We start from the raw sequence: 16,998 nt of genomic DNA on the forward strand, positions 1-16,998 counted from the left end.
GTGTTTAGCCATTCTGGCTTTCTAAAAACTCTAAGATTTGGGGACTAAAATGACATACACCCGTTCACAGAAAGGGATGTCGATTATTGGTTGGCTCTTCGTTCTGGCGCTGGTGGCTTTTTTCGCCAGTACTGCGTTCAAGATGTTGCCGCACTACATGGACTACATGTCCCTGGAAAAGATCATTACCTCGGTTGAAACCGAGAAAGGTCGCGAAATCACCACCGTCGGTGATTTTTACAGTTATGTGAACAGTGGCATGACCGTAAATAGCATTCGCGACGTTAAGCTGGAAGACATACTAAAAGTGAAAATCGAGAACAACGAATTTCACGCTCATCTGAAATACGAGAAGCGTGAACCACTGATCGAGAACCTCGATCTGGTGGCTAATTTTGACAAAGAATTCCGTGTGCGTATGCCGTGACTGCTTCGTTAGCCCGCCTCGAGCGCCAGCTCGGTTATCAGTTCAAAGACCAGGACCTTATGGTTCTGGCATTGACCCATCGTAGTTTCGCTGGGCGCAATAACGAACGCCTTGAGTTCCTCGGTGATGCAATCCTTAATTTTGTCGCCGGGGAAGCGTTGTTCGAGCGCTTTCCACAGGCGCGTGAAGGCCAGCTGTCACGCCTGCGCGCGCGTCTGGTAAAAGGCGAGACCCTGGCCGTACTGGCGCGTGGTTTCGACCTTGGCGAATATTTGCGACTAGGCTCAGGTGAGTTGAAGAGTGGCGGTTTTCGCCGCGAGTCGATTCTGGCCGATGCGCTGGAAGGCCTGATTGGTGCCATTTACCTCGACGCGGGCATGGAAGTCGCCCGCGACCGCGTGCTGGCATGGCTGGCCAATGAGTTCGATAGCCTGACGTTGGTCGACACCAACAAAGATCCGAAAACGCGGCTGCAAGAGTTTCTGCAGTCGCGCGCTTGTGAATTGCCACGCTATGAAGTCGTGGATATTCAGGGCGAGCCGCATTGCCGGACATTCATTGTTGAATGTCAGGTGACTTTATTGAATGAAAAAACCCTCGGACAGGGCGCCAGTCGGCGTATTGCCGAGCAGGTTGCAGCTGCCGCTGCATTGATCGCCTTGGGCGTGGAGAACGGCCATGACTGATTCACCTGTATTGCGTTGCGGCTATGTCGCCATCGTTGGCCGGCCGAATGTGGGTAAATCGACATTGCTCAACCACATCCTCGGGCAGAAGCTGGCGATCACCTCGCGCAAGCCGCAAACCACTCGTCACAACATGCTCGGGATTAAAACCGAGGGTGAGGTGCAGGCGATTTACGTCGACACGCCGGGCCTGCACAAGAACAACGAGAAAGCGCTTAACCGCTACATGAACAAGAATGCGTCTTCGGCACTGAAAGATGTCGATGTGGTTATTTTTGTAGTGGATCGCACCCGTTGGACCGATGAAGACCAGATGGTTCTCGAGCGCATTCAGTATGTTGAAGGCCCGGTGATTCTGGCCATCAACAAAACTGATCGCCTTGAAGATAAAGCCGAGCTGATGCCGCACCTTGAGTGGCTGGCTGAGCAGTTGCCGAATGCTGAAATCGTGCCGATCTCGGCGCAGCATGGGCACAACCTCGAAACGCTGGAAAAACTGGTTGGCGAGCGTTTGCCGGAAGGCGTGCACTTCTTCCCGGAAGACCAGATCACCGACCGCTCCAGCCGTTTCTTCGCCGCTGAGCTGGTGCGTGAAAAGATTATGCGTCAGCTGGGCGCCGAGTTGCCTTATCAGATAACGGTCGAGATTGAAGAGTTCAAGAAGGAAGGGCGCATTCTGCATATCCATGCGCTGATTCTGGTTGAGCGCGACGGGCAGAAGAAAATCATCATCGGCGACAAGGGTGAGCGCATCAAGCGTGTGGGTCAGGAAGCGCGCAAGGACATGGAAGTGCTGTTTGACTCCAAGGTCATGCTCAACCTGTGGGTCAAGGTTAAAGGCGGCTGGTCCGACGATGAGCGAGCACTGCGCTCGCTCGGCTATGACGATATTTAACACCCCAGACGCGCGGCACGATTGCCTGCAATGGCGGGCGATATTTCACTCCGCGCAACCCGCGCCTGACCGAGTAATCGCGTCGGGCGCAGGCGACCCCATTCTCTCTTGAGTCTGCATCTGCCATGCTTGCGCTCAGCCAACCCGCTTTCGTGCTTCACAGCCGCGCCTATCGCGAAAGCAGTGCGTTGGTCGATTTCCTCACTCCACAAGGTCGCTTGCGCGCGGTATTGCGCGGCGCCAGAGGCAAGGCCGGCACGCTGGCCAGACCCTTCGTAGCGCTGGATGCCGAATTCCGCGGGCGCAGCGAGCTGAAGAATGTCTCGCGCCTTGAGGCCACCGGCTTTCCCATGCTGATCGCCGGGCAGGCATTGTTCAGTGGGCTCTACCTCAATGAGCTGCTTATTCGCCTGTTGCCCGCCGAAGACCCGCATCCGTTGCTCTTCGATCACTACGCCATGACCTTGCAGGCGCTCGCCGAAGGGCGGGCTATTGAACCCTTGCTGCGCTCATTTGAATGGCGTTTGCTGGGTGAGCTGGGCTATGGTTTTGCCCTTGATAGTGATGTGCAAGGCGAGCCGATTGCCCCAGAAGGCCTGTATCGCCTGCAAACCGAAGAGGGGATGGTGCCTGTCGGGCAGTTTCAGCCCGGCGTATTTCAGGGCAAAGAATTATTGGCCATGGCCGAAGCCGACTGGTCGGCTGTCGGCGCGCTCGCGGCGGCAAAACGCCTCATGCGCCAGGCGCTGGCCCCCCATTTAGGCGGCAAACCGTTGGTGAGCCGTGAATTGTTTATGACGCTCAAGGAGCCTGTTCGTGACTGATGCCAATCGTGTATTGCTTGGGGTAAACATTGACCATGTGGCGACGCTGCGCCAGGCGCGCGGTACACGTTACCCCGATCCGGTAAAGGCGGCGCTGGACGCCGAAGAGGCGGGCGCTGATGGCATTACCGTGCACCTGCGTGAAGATCGCCGGCACATTCAGGAGCGCGATGTGCGCGTGCTCAAGGACGTGCTGCAAACGCGCATGAACTTCGAAATGGGTGTTACCGAGGAAATGCTTGCGTTCGCCGAGAGCATTTGCCCGGCGCACGTATGCCTGGTGCCGGAAACACGTCAGGAACTCACCACCGAAGGCGGGCTTGATGTGGCGGAGCAAGAGGAGCGGATTCGCGCGGCGGTTGAGCGCTTGAGCAAGATTGGCTGTGAGGTGTCGCTGTTCATTGATCCGGACACCGCCCAGATCGAAGCGTCCAAGCGTGTCGGTGCGCCCGCTATCGAGTTGCACACCGGGCGTTACGCCGATGCCCATACCCCGCAAGAGACTGCGCACGAGCTTGAGCGTATTCGCCAGGGTGTGGCCTGCGGTCTGGCCAATGGGCTTATTGTTAACGCCGGTCATGGGCTGCATTATCACAACGTCGAGCCTGTCGCCGCGATTGCCGGCATCAATGAGCTCAACATCGGCCATGCGCTGGTTGCCCACGCCTTGTTCGTTGGCTTCAAGCAGGCAGTCGTGGAAATGAAGCAGTTGATCACCGCCGCAGCGGATCGTGGCTAACCGCTAAGCGTGACGTTGAAGTGCTGAAAAGGCTGGAGAATGCTCCGGCCTTTTTGCTTTTGCACCGTTAGAAAGGTGCAGGGCACTCGAAACGCATCCGCTCACCTGTTTGCGGGTGAGTCAGGCTGAGCATGCAGGCGTGCAAGCACAGGCGCGGATAGGCGTGTAACGCTTGCTCATGCGCATACAGACCGTCACCCAGCAGCGGATGACCGATAGAAAGCATGTGCACGCGTAATTGGTGTGAGCGGCCGGTAATCGGCGTCAGCTCGACACGGCAATAGTCGTCACAGCGTTCGATAATTCGCCAGAAGGTCTGCGCGTGTTTACCCTGCTCAAAGTCGACTACATGGCGCGGTTTGGTTGGTGGATCGTAGCGCAGCGGCAGGTCGATCGAGCCGCTGTCCTGTTCGGGTTGGCCCCAGCACAGCGCCATGTAGGCTTTTTCTGTCTCACGATCATGGAATTGGCGCGACAGCTCGCGGTGGCTGTCCGGGTCGCGTGCGAGCACGATAATTCCCGAGGTTTCCCAGTCCAGTCGATGCACGATACGTGCTTCGGGGAAGCCGTTTTCTTGCAGGCGAGTCACCAGGCAGTCCTTGTTGTCCTCCGCGCGACCGGGCACCGAGAGCAGCAGGGTGGGCTTGTTGATCACCAGCAGGGCGGCGTCTTGGTGGAGTATTTCGATCTGGCTGAGAGGCATTGGCGATTCTTGCGTTAGCGGTTTGTTGCGGGGTGAAAATGAAACGGCGGCCAATAGGGCCGCCATTTTCATAACTGTCGATCGTGTTGTTACCGGTTGGCGAGAGCTTAGAGCTTGCGCGAACCCCGGCGATTAACGATCGGGCAGGGTGATGTTCAATTCCAGAATCGAACAACTGCCCTGATTCTCCAGGGCAACCTGCACTTGGTCAGATTCGATATTGACGTACTTGCGAATCACGTCGACCAATTCTTGCTGCAAGGCCGGCAGGTAATCCGGCTTGCTGCGTTGGCCGCGCTCGTGGGCGACGATAATTTGCAGGCGTTCTTTCGCGATCGAAGCAGTGGAGCCTTTCTTGCGCTCACGAAAGAAGTCAAAAATATTCATTCACGACCTCCAAACAGACGTTGTAAGAATCCTTTCTTCTGTACATCAAGGAAACGATGCGCCACTTCTTTGCCCAGCAGGCGGTCAACTGCGTCGCTGTAGGCTTGGCCCGCATCGCTCTGGTCGTCAAGAATCACCGGAACACCCTGGTTGGATGCTTTCAGTACAGCTTGTGACTCCGGAATGACGCCGATGAGGCGAATCGCGAGAATTTCTTCTACGTCGTCAACGCCGAGCATTTCACCTTTGGTGACGCGCTCTGGGTTGTAACGGGTGAGCAGCAAGTGCTCCTTGATCGGGTCTCCGCCTTCTTCGGCGCGGCGTGATTTGCTCGCAAGCAAGCCCAGCATGCGGTCGGAGTCACGTACCGACGAGACTTCAGGGTTGGTCACGACAATCGCCTCGTCAGCGAAGTACATGGCCAGGTGAGCGCCTTTCTCGATACCGGCTGGCGAGTCGCAAACCACGTATTCAAAGTTTTCGGACAGCTCTTTCATGACCTTTTCAACGCCTTCAACGGTCAGCGCGTCTTTGTCACGGGTCTGGCTTGCGGCCAGTACGAAGAGGTTTTCCAGGCGTTTGTCTTTGATCAGGGCCTGGGTCAGTGTGGCTTCGCCGTTAACAACGTTGACGAAGTCATACACTACGCGGCGCTCGCAACCCATGATCAGGTCAAGGTTACGCAAGCCGACGTCGAAGTCGACGATGACTGTTTTGTGCCCGCGCAGAGCGAGGCCGGTACCGATGGCAGCGCTGGTGGTGGTTTTACCTACGCCACCTTTGCCGGAAGTGACTACGAGGATCTTGGCCAAGGTGTTTCACCCCAAAATATAAGATTAAAGCGGGATCTTTCGGCCGATTGAGGCTTCCTGATGCCCTTATTGTGTCCAGAATTTGCGGCAGTATCCGTTAAAGACGAGTGATGTTCAACAGCTCACCCGACAGGCAGACATGAACCGCATCGCCCCACAGTGGATCGCGTCTCAAGTCTTCTGCAACCTTGTAATGGCCGGCGATGGAAAGCATTTCCGCGCCCAGCTGTTTACAGAAAATTCGTGCTTTCAAATTACCTTTTACGCCAGCCAGTGCCCGGCCACGCATAGGCCCATAGACATGGATGTTGCCGTCGGCGAGAAGTTCCGCGCCCGAGCTGACAGCCGCCAATACGATCAAGTCACCGCCTTGTGCATAAACCTGCTGGCCGCCGCGCACGGGGCTGGTGATGATTTTGGTCGGTTTATGTTCGGGCTCTGCCGGGGCTGGCGGCTTTTCAGGTTTTTTCTCGGCCTGACCTGCGGTCGGATCGATAACGCGTTCGCGCGCGCCAGAAGGAGGCAATACCGGCAAGTCGAGGGCGTTGGCGGCAGCTATGTGCGCCTCATTGCTGGCGCGAACCGCCAATGTGCGCAGGCCGTGCTTGCGGCATACGGCCATCAGCGCAGCCAAATCCAGCTCTTCTTCGCTTTCGGGCAATTTGTCGAGCGCCAGAATAAGCGGGGTGTTGCTGAAAAAATTCGGGGCTTGGGCTACTTTTTCGGCCAGTTGCTGATCGAGTTGCTCAATCGAATACTGCGCCAACTCCATTACGGTGATGGCCAGCATGCTGCCTTTGAGTTGGAATACAGGGGCTTGGTCGAGGAGGTCGGCTTGACTCATGGTGTGCCTGGGGCGCCTTTTCGGTTGGGCTTGCGGACAAACAGACCTGCTTACCGCTGAAATTTCTAAACTGTGATTATTTCACTGTGGCTCTTATAGCGAGAACTACGTTGGCCCGCAAGCGGCTACCTGTTTTTGCCGCATGCTCAGGGCGCCAATGACTTGAAATTGCTGGCCATGTCCTGGTTCAAATGGCTGACGTACGCTGCATTGGTCAGGTGAATGCTGACCTTATGTGCCTTGTGTTTCTGCCGCGCGATACCTGTTGCTGAGGGGCAGGGTTTTTCGTCGCTCACGGCATAGACCGCAGGTCGGCAAAAAAGTCCTATAGAATGTCGCACTTGATGCTCTGATCGGAAGTGTTCATGGAACGTCCTGTTTTTAGTCGCGCTTTTCTGCACCCCAAATATTGGCCGTTATGGCTGGGGTTGGGCCTGCTCTGGCTGATTGTGCAATTGCCTTATCGGGCCCTGCTCGGGTTGGGGAGTGCGCTGGGTGCAGTGATGCGGGTATTCGCCAGTGAGCGCCGTGAGATTGTTGCGCGCAATCTGGAGCTTTGTTTTCCAGAGAAAAGTGCAGATGAGCGTGAGCAATTGTTGCGCGATAACTTTGCGTCGACCGGCATCGCGTTCTTCGAAATGGCCATGAGCTGGTGGTGGCCTCAGGCGCGTCTGGCCAAGCTGGCGCACATCGAAGGGCTGCAGCACTTGCAGCAGGCTCAGGCTGAGGGGCAGGGCGTAATCCTCATGGCCCTGCATTTCACCACACTTGAGATAGGCGCTGCCTTGCTGGGGCAGGTGCATACAATCGACGGCATGTACCGCGAGCATGACAACCCGTTGTTCGACTATATCCAGCGCCGCGGCCGTGAGCGGCACAATATGGATGCGACTGCGATCGAGCGTGAAGATGTTCGTGCCATGCTCAAGGTACTGCGCGCGGGTCGGGCCATTTGGTATGCGCCGGATCAGGACTATGGCCGCAAGCAGAGCGTGTTTGTGCCGTTGTTTGGTATTCAGGCGGCAACCGTTACGGCGACGACCAAGTTTGCCCGTCTGGGACGTGCCCGCGTGTTGCCGTTCACTCAGCAGCGCCTGCCGGACGGTGGTGGCTACCGTCTGGTTATTCATCCGCCGCTCGAGGGGTTCCCGGCCGACAACGAAGAGGCAGATTGCCTGTTGATCAATCAATGGGTCGAAATGGCAATCAAGGAGTGTCCGCAGCAGTATCTATGGGCGCATCGGCGCTTCAAGACCCGCCCCGAGGGTGAGGCGCGGCTTTACCCCAAGCGCAAGAGGAAATAGCGCACGCCGACTAGGCGCTTTTCTATACTGCCCCTAACAGCTAAGGATTATTCATGAGCCCAGCACCCCAAACCCATGAACCAATTACCGGGTTGATTCTGTCAGGGGGTGGTGCGCGAGCGGCTTATCAAGTGGGCGTACTGGCGGCAATTGCCGATTTGCTGCCAGATCCCGAGCACAATCCCTTTCCCGTTATTGTCGGCACCTCTGCTGGTGCAATCAACGCGGTGAGTCTGGCGTGTGGCGCGTTGCACTTTGGCCAGGCGGTGCAGCGTCTTACTCAGGTCTGGCAGGGGTTTTCAACTGATCAGGTCTACCGCAGTGATTGGCCCGGGGTGATTCGTCAGGCCAGTCGTTTCTTGGGTCACAGCTTGCTTGGTCTCGGCTCTCAAGTGCCGGTCGCCTTGCTCGACAGCGCGCCATTGGCGGAGTTGATCAAGGACAGGCTCGATTTCAGCGGCATCTCGGCTGCGGTTCGCCAGCGCAAACTGCGCGCGGTGGCGGTTTCAGCATTTGGTTATGACACCGGGCAAGCGGTCACCTTCTATCAGGGTCGCGCCGCCATCGAGCCGTGGTTTCGTCATCGTCGCGTGGGTATACCGACGCGGTTGGCGTGTGAGCATCTGATGGCGAGTGCTTCGATCCCGCTGCTGTTTCCGCCGGTTAAAATTCAGCGTGAATACTTTGGTGATGGTGCCGTGCGTCAAAGTGCACCGATCAGTCCGGCGCTGCATCTCGGTGCCAGCCGCGTGTTGGTGGTGGGGGTGAGTGGCAACCTGCAAGACGAAACAACCAGCCCCAACGAGTTTCGCCCGCACAATGCCAAGCAGCCCAGCTTGGCGCAGATTGCCGGGCACATGCTTAACAGCACGTTCATCGACAGCCTTGAAAGTGATATCGAATTGCTTGAGCGGCTCAATCAGATGGCCCGCCTGGTGCCGGCCGATCAGCAGGTTGGTCATGTCATCAAACCGGTTGAAGTGCTGGTCATTGCCCCCAGCCAGCCGCTCGACGTAATCGCAGCTCGCCATCGCCGCGAGCTGCCGGCGGCTTTGCGCCTGTTCTTGCGCGGGCCCGGCGCTACGCATGCAAGCGGTGCGGGTGTACTCAGTTATCTGCTGTTCGAGGCAAGCTATTGCAGCGAGTTGATCGAGCTCGGCTATAAGGATGCAATGGCGCAAAAGGCCAAGCTTTGCAGTTTTCTGAATATCCAGCCGGCCACGGTTGCCGGTGAAGTGTCGATACCGGCATAAGTCTCAATCTTGCTTGGCAGTTGCCCGGGTCTGTAAGCAGGCTTGCGGGCAGGTATGACTTGCTGGTCATTTTTTCAATAATTTATCCCTGCGCTATTGGCTGCGTTTAAACTGCGCCTTCATGACGCTTTCTGTCGCATTTGCATAAGCGCCGTTTTCACTCGGGTTGGCGCTATAAGAAGTTGTCGCATAGCGGCAATGCCAGCCGGTGTTCAGTCCCTACAATCGTTAAATCGCCTGTCACCCTGTTTGGGTGTTCCTCGTTAGGAGAGTTCAGATGTCAGTTCAGCACGACCCGGTTCAACGCGCCGACTTCGATCAGTTCATGGTCCCCAACTATTCGCCAGCCGCTTTCATTCCGGTGCGTGGCGAAGGTTCGCGCGTGTGGGATCAAACCGGTCGAGAACTGCTCGACTTCGCTGGCGGCATCGCGGTTAACGTACTTGGTCACGCGCACCCGGTGCTGGTGAAGGCGCTGACTGAGCAAGCCAATGCGCTGTGGCATGTGTCTAACGTCTTCACCAACGAGCCGGCGCTGCGTCTGGCTAAAAAGCTGACTGACGCTACCTTCGCTGAGCGGGTGTTCTTCTGTAACTCCGGTGCGGAAGCTAACGAGGCGGCTTTCAAGTTGGCGCGTCGGGTCGCGTTCGATAAGTTCGGCGAAGAGAAGTGCGAAATCATTGCCGCGGTCAATAGTTTCCACGGCCGTACCCTGTTTACGGTAAGCGTGGGTGGCCAGCCGAAGTATTCCGATGGTTTCGGCCCGAAAATCCAAGGCATCAGCCACGTTCCGTACAACGACCTTGAGGCGCTTAAGGCCGCAGTCAGCGACAAGACCTGCGCCGTAGTGCTTGAGCCTATTCAGGGCGAAGGCGGCGTACTGCCGGCAGACTTGGCTTACCTGCAAGGCGCTCGCGAGCTTTGCGACAAACACAATGCGTTGCTGGTGTTCGATGAAGTGCAGAGCGGCATGGGCCGCAGCGGTTCGCTGTTCACTTACCAGCACTACGGCGTAACCCCGGACATCCTCTCCAGCGCCAAGAGCCTGGGCGGTGGTTTCCCAATCGGCGCGATGCTCACCACCACCGAACTGGCCAAGCATCTGGCCGTCGGCACCCACGGTACTACCTACGGCGGCAACCCGCTGGCGTGCGCGGTGGCCGAGGCGGTCGTCGACACCATCAACACCCCTGAGGTGCTGGAAGGCGTCAAAACCAAGCATCAACAGTTCAAGACCGCGCTGGAGAAGATTGGCCAGCAATATGCAGTGTTCAGTGAAGTGCGTGGTTTGGGCTTGCTGATTGGCTGTGTGCTGACCGATGCCTGGAAAGGCAAGGCCAAAGTCATTCTCGATGCCGCGGCTCAGGAAGGTTTGATGGTGCTGCAGGCTGGCCCCGACGTGGTGCGTTTTGCACCGAGCCTGGTGGTGACTGAAGCCGAGATCAATGAAGGTCTGGCACGGTTCGAGCGTGCTGTCGCCAAGGTCACTCAGGCTTAACTGAGTACAGGCCCGGCACAGGAAGTGCCGGGTTCCTCGCACGGGATGGCTTATTTCGTATGTCCGCAGCACTGCTGCGGTTTCCCTGAGCGCTCAATGCAAGTGCTCAGGGCTTTTCTTGAGATAGGAGTGGCACCATGCTGGTGATGCGCCCCGCGCAAATGGCTGATCTCGCTGAAGTCCAGCGTCTGGCCGCGGATAGCCCGGTTGGTGTGACTTCACTGCCGGATGACAGTGAACGCCTGAGCGACAAGATCGCCGCCTCGGAAACCTCATTTGCCGCTGAAGTCATCTTCAATGGCGAAGAGAGTTACTTCTTCGTGCTCGAAGATACCGAAACCGGCAAGCTGGTTGGCTGCTCGGGGATTGTTGCGTCTACCGGTTACTCGGAGCCGTTTTACAGCTTCCGCAACGAGACCTTTGTGCATCACTCGCGAGAGCTGAAGATCCACAACAAGATTCATGTCCTGTCGCTGTGCCACGACCTGACCGGTAACAGCTTGCTCACCAGTTTTTATGTCGAGCGGCCGCTGGTCAACACCCCCGCAGGAGAACTCAATTCGCGTGCGCGCCTGCTGTTTGTGGCTGCACATCCCGAGCGGTTTGCCGACGCCGTAGTCGTCGAAATTGTCGGCCACAGCGACGAGGCGGGCGACTCGCCGTTCTGGGATGCTGTGGGGCGCAACTTCTTTGATATGAACTACGCCGAAGCTGAGCGTTTGTGTGGCCTCAAGAGCCGCACGTTCCTCGCCGAGCTGATGCCGCATTACCCGATTTACGTGCCGCTGTTGCCAGACTATGCCCAGGAAGCCATGGGGCAGGTGCATCCGCGTGCGCAGGTAACGTTCGACATCCTGATGCGTGAGGGTTTCGAGACCGATCACTACATCGATATTTTTGACGGCGGCCCAACTTTGCATGCGCGTACGTCGGGCATTCGTTCTATCGCCGACAGCCGCGTTGTGCCCGTGCACATCGGCGCCAAAGCGACGGGCGGCCGACAGTATCTGGTCGCCAACGGCCAGCTCCAGGACTTCCGTGCGCTGGTCACCGAGCTGGACTGGGTGCCAGGCAATCCTGTCGAGCTTGATCTTGAAACCGCCGAAGCCCTGGGCGTCGGCGAAGGCGCCAGCGTGCGTCTGGTTGCGGTTTAACCATTAGCGGTGAGCGTGTAATAGCGGGCGACTGCGCGCATTGCACTTAGCAGCCTCAGGCGCTTGAACGCTTGCAGCTATCTGGAGGATTTATGATCGTTCGTCCCGTACGCAGCGCCGATTTACCGGCCCTGATTGACCTGGCACGTAGCACGGGTGCCGGCCTGACCACTTTGCCGGCCAATGAAGAGCGCCTCGCGCACCGGGTCGGCTGGGCTGAGAAAACCTTTGCCGGCACGGCCGAGCGCGCTGATGCCGATTACCTGTTCGTGCTCGAAGACGACGACGGCGGCGTGGTTGGCATTTCGGCGATTGCCGGTGCTGTCGGTTTGCGTGAGCCTTGGTACAACTATCGCCTTGGCCTGACGGTCAGCGCCTCGCAAGAGTTGAATATTCATCGTCAGGTGCCAACCCTGTTTCTGGCGAATGACCTGACCGGCAACTCGGAGCTGTGCTCGTTGTTCTTGCGCAGTGACAAGCGCAGCGGCCTTAACGGTCGGATGCTGTCGAAAGCGCGCTTCCTGTTTATCGCTGAATTCCCTGAGTTGTTTGGTGACAAGGTCATCGCGGAAATGCGCGGCGTCTCGGATGAGCAAGGCCAGTCGCCGTTCTGGGAATGTCTGGGCCGCCACTTCTTCAAAATGGAATTCAGCCAGGCCGATTACCTGACCGGGGTCGGCAATAAGGCGTTTATCGCCGAGTTGATGCCCAAGTTCCCGCTGTACACCTGCTTTCTCTCTGAAGGTGCGCGCAACACCATCGGCCGTGTGCATCCGGACACTGAGCCAGCGTTGGCGATGCTCAAAGGCGAAGGCTTCAGCTATCAGGGCTACGTCGATATTTTCGATGCTGGCCCGGCAATTGAAGCCGAGACGCAGAAAATCCGTGCCGTGCGCGACAGCGAAACGCTGGTGCTGGCCATCGGCACGCCTGGCGATGATGCACCGCCGTTCGTGATTCATAACCGCAAGCGTGAAGATTGCCGGATCACTGCCGCCCCGGCACGCGTGGCCGCTGGCACGCTGGTGGTGGATGCGTTAACCGCCAAGCGCCTGCAAATGTCGGCGGGCGATCTGGTTCGCGCGGTGCGCTTGTCTGCACGCGGTTAATTGATTGAATTCTGCATTCGGCCTGGCCGGATGCCAAATTGCTGGGAGTGGTAAAACAAAATGAGCACTCATTTCATTGCAGGAAACTGGCTGGCAGGTGAGGGCGACGCATTCGAGTCGCTCAACCCAGTCACTCAGGACGTTCTTTGGCAGGGCCGTGGTGCCACGGCCGCTCAGGTCGACAGCGCGGTAGCAGCTGCGCGTGCAGCGTTGCCGGGCTGGGCTGCACAGTCACTCGATCAGCGTATTGCGCTGCTTGAGCGATTTGCCGTAAGCCTCAAGGAACATGCAGATGAGCTGGCTCGTACCATTGGCCAGGAAACCGGTAAGCCGCTCTGGGAGTCGGCTACCGAGGCCACCAGCATGGTTAATAAAATCGCCATTTCGGTGCAGAGCTACCGCGAGCGCACGGGCGAGAAGAGTGGCCCGCTGGCAGACGCTACCGCTGTTCTGCGGCACAAACCGCACGGTGTGGTTGCGGTGTTCGGGCCGTATAATTTCCCGGGCCATTTGCCTAACGGGCACATTGTTCCTGCGCTGTTGGCGGGTAACACCGTGGTGTTCAAACCAAGCGAATTGACTCCTAAAGTGGCCGAGTTGACGGTCAAGTGCTGGATCGCTGCCGGCCTGCCAACCGGCGTCTTGAATCTGGTTCAGGGCGCACGTGAGACAGGCGTGGCGCTGGCCTCGAATCGTGACATCGACGGCTTGTTCTTCACCGGCTCAAGCCGCACCGGCAATTTGCTGCACAGTCAGTTTGCCGGTCGTCCCGACAAGATTCTTGCCCTGGAAATGGGCGGCAACAACCCGCTGGTGGTTGATCAGGTCAGTGATGTCGAAGCGGCGGTGTACACCATCATTCAGTCGGCGTTTATTTCTGCGGGTCAGCGTTGCACCTGTGCGCGTCGCCTGTTGGTGCCGGCAGGCGAATGGGGTGACAGCTTGCTGGCGCGTCTGGTTACTGTGGCCGCCAACATCAAAGTGGGCGCCTACGACGCTCAGCCTGCGCCTTTCATGGGCTCGGTGATATCGCTGGCGGCAGCGCAGCAGTTGATTTCTGCGCAGCAAGACTTGTTGGGCAAAGGCGCGGTTTCCCTGCTTGAAATGCGCCAGCCAGAGGCCGGCGCAGCTTTGCTCACGCCGGGCATTATTGATGTGACGGCGGTAGCGGATCGCCCGGACGAAGAATTCTTCGGCCCGCTGCTGCAAGTGATTCGCTACGCTGATTTTGATCAGGCCATCGCCGAGGCCAATAACACCCAGTACGGCTTGGCCGCTGGCCTGTTGTCGGATTCCAAGGGCCGCTACGAGCAGTTCTGGCTGCACAGCCGTGCCGGTATCGTTAACTGGAACAAGCAGCTCACTGGCGCGGCCAGCAGTGCACCATTCGGTGGTGTGGGCGCCTCCGGTAATCATCGTGCCAGCGCCTATTACGCGGCCGACTATTGCGCCTATCCGGTTGCCTCGCTCGAGAGCGAGAGCCTGAGCCTACCCGCCACGCTGACGCCAGGAGTAAGCCTGTGAGCAATGCTTTTGAAGTGAACTTCGACGGGCTGGTCGGGCCGACGCATAACTACGGCGGTTTGTCCTACGGCAACGTCGCCTCGCAGAGCAACAGCAACGTCGCCTCCAGCCCTAAAGAAGCCGCCAAGCAAGGCCTGGCGAAAATGAAGGCGCTGATGGAAATGGGCTTCAAGCAGGGCGTGCTGGCGCCGCAAGAACGCCCTGATGTGAATGCCTTGCGCAGCCTGGGTTTTGCCGGCACCGATGCGCAGGTCATCGCCAAGGCCGCCAAAGAGGCCATGCCGCTGTTGGTGGCAAGTTGTTCGGCGTCGAGCATGTGGACGGCGAACGCCTGCACGGTGAGCCCGAGTGCCGACACGGCCGATGGCCGTGTGCATTTCACCGCTGCCAACCTCAACTGCAAATTCCATCGCTCAATCGAACACCCGACCACCAGCCGGGTACTGGGCGCCATGTTTGCAGATTCCCAGCACTTTGCTCACCACGCGGCGCTGCCCGCTGTGGGCCAGTTTGGTGATGAAGGTGCGGCTAACCATACGCGGTTTTGCAAAGAATATGGCGCTGCCGGTGTTGAGTTCTTTGTTTACGGTCGCAGTGCCTTCGACAGCCGCTTGCCTGCGCCGCAGAATTACCCGGCGCGGCAGACGCTGGAAGCTTCACAAGCCATCGCCCGCTTGCACGGCCTGAGCGAGAGCGGTGTGGTTTACGCCCAGCAAACGCCGGCTGTGATTGATCAGGGTGTGTTCCACAACGACGTGATTGCAGTCGGCAACGGTGAAGTGCTGTTCCATCATCAGGATGCCTTCCTCAATAGCGATGCGGTCATGGCTGAGCTGCGCGAAAAACTGGCGCGTGTCGGCGCTGAATTCCACTCCGTGTGTGTGCCGCGTGATGCGGTGGGTGTGGATGATGCGGTGAAGTCTTACCTGTTCAACAGCCAGCTGCTCAGCCGCGGTGATGGCAGCATGCTGCTGATTGTGCCGGAGGAGTGCCGTAACAACAGCAATGTTTGGAACTACCTGCAGCAGCTGACGAGCAGCAACGGCCCGATTCGTGATGTGAAGGTTTTTGACCTCAAGCAAAGCATGCAGAACGGCGGCGGCCCGGCGTGCCTGCGGCTGCGTGTTGCGCTCAAGGAAAACGAGTTGGCGGCAGTCAACCAGGGTGTGATCATGACCCCGGCTTTGTATGACACGCTGACCGTTTGGGTCGATAAACACTACCGTGACCGTTTGACCGAAAACGATCTGGCAGACCCGAATTTACTGATTGAGTGCCGGACGGCATTGGATGAACTGACGCAGATCCTTAAACTAGGCTCGGTTTATCCTTTCCAATTGCCCTGAATAGAGAGTTCCTACAATGTCTGACGCCCTGCAACTTATCCTCGAAGACACCGACGGCACCCAGCTGGAAACTTCCTGCACCCGTTTTGCCGTTATGTGGCAGGGCAAGGAAGTGTGGATTCAGCAAGTGGGTAACAACCAGCTGATGATCGGTGTTGATGTCGCGGAAGGCGATACCGAGTACGCCAATCTGGTACTGCGCCCGTTGGCGACCAATCTGGTCAGCCTTGAGCTGGAAATCGAGCCGGCCGATGTTGATGAGGACGGTGTCGCCGGTCACGTGCATGGCCCGGATTGCAACCACGACTGATTGCGTGAGGCCTCTGCAGCGCTAATGCGTCGGTGCTTTTGCGCCGTTTTAAGCTGTCAGAGGCCGCTGTCACAGTCATAGCGTTTTCAATGTAAAGGTGCACGATCGCGGCGCCTGAATGGCAATAATGGAGTCGTTATGCTTGCACTTGGACAACTGCTTGAACTGACCCTGGCTGGACGTGAGCCAGCGGCGAAAATTCAACTGACGCCCGAGGGCACGCGTTTACGTTGGCTGGCAGAAGGCGCGCTGGAAATCACCCCGCCAGAGGCGCGCGATACAGGCCTCGACTTACTGTTGTCTGCCGGTATTCACGGCAACGAAACCGCACCAATCGAGCTGCTTGATCGTCTGCTTCGCTCGATTGCCAATAATCAGCTGCAACCACGTGTGCGTATCTTGCTGTTGCTGGGTAATCCAGCGGCGATGCGCCATGGCGAGCGTTATATCGAGCAAGACATCAACCGTCTGTTCAATGGCCGTCATGAATACAGCGAAGGCTATGAAGCGTTGCGTGCCGGCGAACTCGAGCGTCTGGCGGCTAGTTTCTTCAGCTCGCCCGAGCGCCAGCATCTGCACTACGACCTGCACACCGCAATCCGCGCCTCCAAGATCGAGCAGTTCGCGCTCTATCCGTGGGCCGAAGGGCGCCTGCATTCGCGTCGGGAGCTGGCGCGTCTGAATGCGGCGGGTATGGAGGCGGCGCTGCTGCAAAGCAAAAGCTCGATCACCTTCAGTGCCTACACCTACTCGGCGTTGGGCGCCGAAGCCTTTACGCTGGAATTGGGCAAGGCGCGGCCGTTCGGGCAAAACGAGATGGTCAACCTCGACCTGCTCGAGGCGCGTTTGCAGCACATCATCGAAGCCACTGAGCCCGATGAAGATGAGCAGGGGCTTGATGGCCTGCAGCTGTTTGCGGTGGCGCGTGAGGTGATCAAACAGAGCGATGAGTTCCAGCTGCACTTGCCGGCCGATATCGAGAACTTTACTGAGCTTGACGTCGGTTATCTGTTAGCTGAAGATCGCGGAGGCGTTCGCTGGACCATTGAGGAGCCGGGCGCTCGCATTATCTTCCCCAATCCTAAAGTCAAAAATGGCCAACGCGCTGGCATATTGATTGTGCCGAGCGATAACGCCCAACTTGCTTGAACACGCATTGTTCAGCCAAGCGGGCAGTGTTCCG

Annotated in this window: 18 protein-coding genes; 14 read left to right on the forward strand and 4 right to left on the reverse strand. The window is 57.9% G+C overall.

The window, feature by feature from the left end; translation table 11 throughout:
• The first annotated feature begins 49 nt into the window (after nucleotides 1–49).
• The 5 genes from FEZ62_RS15400 (at nucleotide 50) to pdxJ (ending at nucleotide 3,571) form a co-directional block, all read left to right on the forward strand.
• On the forward strand, nucleotides 50–427 hold the full coding sequence (locus FEZ62_RS15400; RefSeq protein WP_069899400.1) for a DUF4845 domain-containing protein: 378 nt from the start codon (nucleotides 50–52) through the stop codon (nucleotides 425–427).
• The gene (gene rnc, locus FEZ62_RS15405) at nucleotides 424–1,113 is read left to right on the forward strand and encodes a ribonuclease III (protein ID WP_172928694.1); all 690 of its coding nucleotides are present in this window, start codon (nucleotides 424–426) and stop codon (nucleotides 1,111–1,113) included. The genes FEZ62_RS15400 and rnc overlap by 4 nt, the downstream gene beginning before the upstream one ends.
• A complete protein-coding gene (gene era, locus FEZ62_RS15410) occupies nucleotides 1,106–2,008 on the forward strand; it encodes a GTPase Era (protein ID WP_069899398.1) in 903 nt (300 codons plus the stop codon). The genes rnc and era overlap by 8 nt, the downstream gene beginning before the upstream one ends.
• A gap of 125 nt (nucleotides 2,009–2,133) precedes the next feature.
• Entirely contained in the window at nucleotides 2,134–2,832 is a 699-nt protein-coding gene (gene recO / locus FEZ62_RS15415; protein ID WP_090508780.1) for a DNA repair protein RecO, read from the forward strand.
• A complete protein-coding gene (pdxJ, locus tag FEZ62_RS15420; protein ID WP_172928696.1) occupies nucleotides 2,825–3,571 on the forward strand; it encodes a pyridoxine 5'-phosphate synthase in 747 nt (248 codons plus the stop codon). Before recO ends, pdxJ begins: the two co-directional genes overlap by 8 nt.
• A 67-nt stretch (nucleotides 3,572–3,638) precedes the next feature.
• Here pdxJ and FEZ62_RS15425 read toward each other — a convergent pair whose 3' ends face one another.
• The 4 genes from FEZ62_RS15425 to minC all read right to left on the reverse strand — a co-directional run bounded on the left by FEZ62_RS15425 (nucleotide 3,639) and on the right by minC (nucleotide 6,317).
• Nucleotides 3,639–4,346 (reverse strand): RluA family pseudouridine synthase, encoded by a 708-nt coding sequence (locus tag FEZ62_RS15425; protein ID WP_345940451.1) that lies wholly within the window; start codon nucleotides 4,344–4,346, stop codon nucleotides 3,639–3,641.
• A gap of 60 nt (nucleotides 4,347–4,406) precedes the next feature.
• Complete coding sequence (minE, locus tag FEZ62_RS15430; protein WP_069899395.1) at nucleotides 4,407–4,661, reverse strand: cell division topological specificity factor MinE; 255 nt, start codon at nucleotides 4,659–4,661, stop codon at nucleotides 4,407–4,409.
• Complete coding sequence (gene minD, locus FEZ62_RS15435; protein WP_069899394.1) at nucleotides 4,658–5,473, reverse strand: septum site-determining protein MinD; 816 nt, start codon at nucleotides 5,471–5,473, stop codon at nucleotides 4,658–4,660. The genes minE and minD overlap by 4 nt, the downstream gene beginning before the upstream one ends.
• A 97-nt stretch (nucleotides 5,474–5,570) precedes the next feature.
• Entirely contained in the window at nucleotides 5,571–6,317 is a 747-nt protein-coding gene (gene minC, locus FEZ62_RS15440) for a septum site-determining protein MinC (protein WP_069899393.1), read from the reverse strand.
• A gap of 365 nt (nucleotides 6,318–6,682) precedes the next feature.
• Between minC and FEZ62_RS15445 the strand changes: the two genes are divergently transcribed.
• From FEZ62_RS15445 to astE, 9 genes are all read left to right on the forward strand, one after another.
• On the forward strand, nucleotides 6,683–7,621 hold the full coding sequence (locus FEZ62_RS15445) for a lipid A biosynthesis lauroyl acyltransferase (RefSeq protein WP_172928699.1): 939 nt from the start codon (nucleotides 6,683–6,685) through the stop codon (nucleotides 7,619–7,621).
• Between the two features lie 53 nt (nucleotides 7,622–7,674).
• Complete coding sequence (locus FEZ62_RS15450) at nucleotides 7,675–8,874, forward strand: patatin-like phospholipase family protein (protein ID WP_172928701.1); 1,200 nt, start codon at nucleotides 7,675–7,677, stop codon at nucleotides 8,872–8,874.
• A gap of 277 nt (nucleotides 8,875–9,151) precedes the next feature.
• The gene (locus FEZ62_RS15455; RefSeq protein WP_090508776.1) at nucleotides 9,152–10,372 is read left to right on the forward strand and encodes an aspartate aminotransferase family protein; all 1,221 of its coding nucleotides are present in this window, start codon (nucleotides 9,152–9,154) and stop codon (nucleotides 10,370–10,372) included.
• Between the two features lie 137 nt (nucleotides 10,373–10,509).
• Nucleotides 10,510–11,526: an arginine/ornithine succinyltransferase subunit alpha gene (gene aruF, locus FEZ62_RS15460; RefSeq protein ID WP_172928704.1), complete on the forward strand. Its 1,017-nt coding sequence runs from the start codon at nucleotides 10,510–10,512 to the stop codon at nucleotides 11,524–11,526.
• Nucleotides 11,527–11,618: 92 nt separating this feature from the next.
• Nucleotides 11,619–12,635 carry an arginine N-succinyltransferase gene (astA, locus tag FEZ62_RS15465; protein ID WP_090508775.1) on the forward strand — a complete coding sequence of 339 codons (1,017 nt, stop codon included), beginning with the start codon at nucleotides 11,619–11,621 and terminating at the stop codon, nucleotides 12,633–12,635.
• 60 nt (nucleotides 12,636–12,695) lie between these two features.
• Nucleotides 12,696–14,159, forward strand: coding sequence for a succinylglutamate-semialdehyde dehydrogenase (gene astD, locus FEZ62_RS15470; RefSeq protein WP_172928706.1), 1,464 nt, complete (start codon nucleotides 12,696–12,698; stop codon nucleotides 14,157–14,159).
• The gene (gene astB / locus FEZ62_RS15475) at nucleotides 14,156–15,505 is read left to right on the forward strand and encodes an N-succinylarginine dihydrolase (RefSeq protein WP_150547345.1); all 1,350 of its coding nucleotides are present in this window, start codon (nucleotides 14,156–14,158) and stop codon (nucleotides 15,503–15,505) included. The genes astD and astB overlap by 4 nt, the downstream gene beginning before the upstream one ends.
• A gap of 16 nt (nucleotides 15,506–15,521) precedes the next feature.
• Nucleotides 15,522–15,815 carry a topoisomerase II gene (locus FEZ62_RS15480; RefSeq protein WP_069899385.1) on the forward strand — a complete coding sequence of 98 codons (294 nt, stop codon included), beginning with the start codon at nucleotides 15,522–15,524 and terminating at the stop codon, nucleotides 15,813–15,815.
• 138 nt (nucleotides 15,816–15,953) lie between these two features.
• A complete protein-coding gene (gene astE, locus FEZ62_RS15485) occupies nucleotides 15,954–16,964 on the forward strand; it encodes a succinylglutamate desuccinylase (RefSeq protein WP_069899384.1) in 1,011 nt (336 codons plus the stop codon).
• Nucleotides 16,965–16,998 lie beyond the last annotated feature (34 nt).

It is taken from the genome of Pseudomonas sp. MS19 (genome assembly GCF_013277615.1).
GTDB lineage: Bacteria > Pseudomonadota > Gammaproteobacteria > Pseudomonadales > Pseudomonadaceae > Aquipseudomonas > Aquipseudomonas marincola.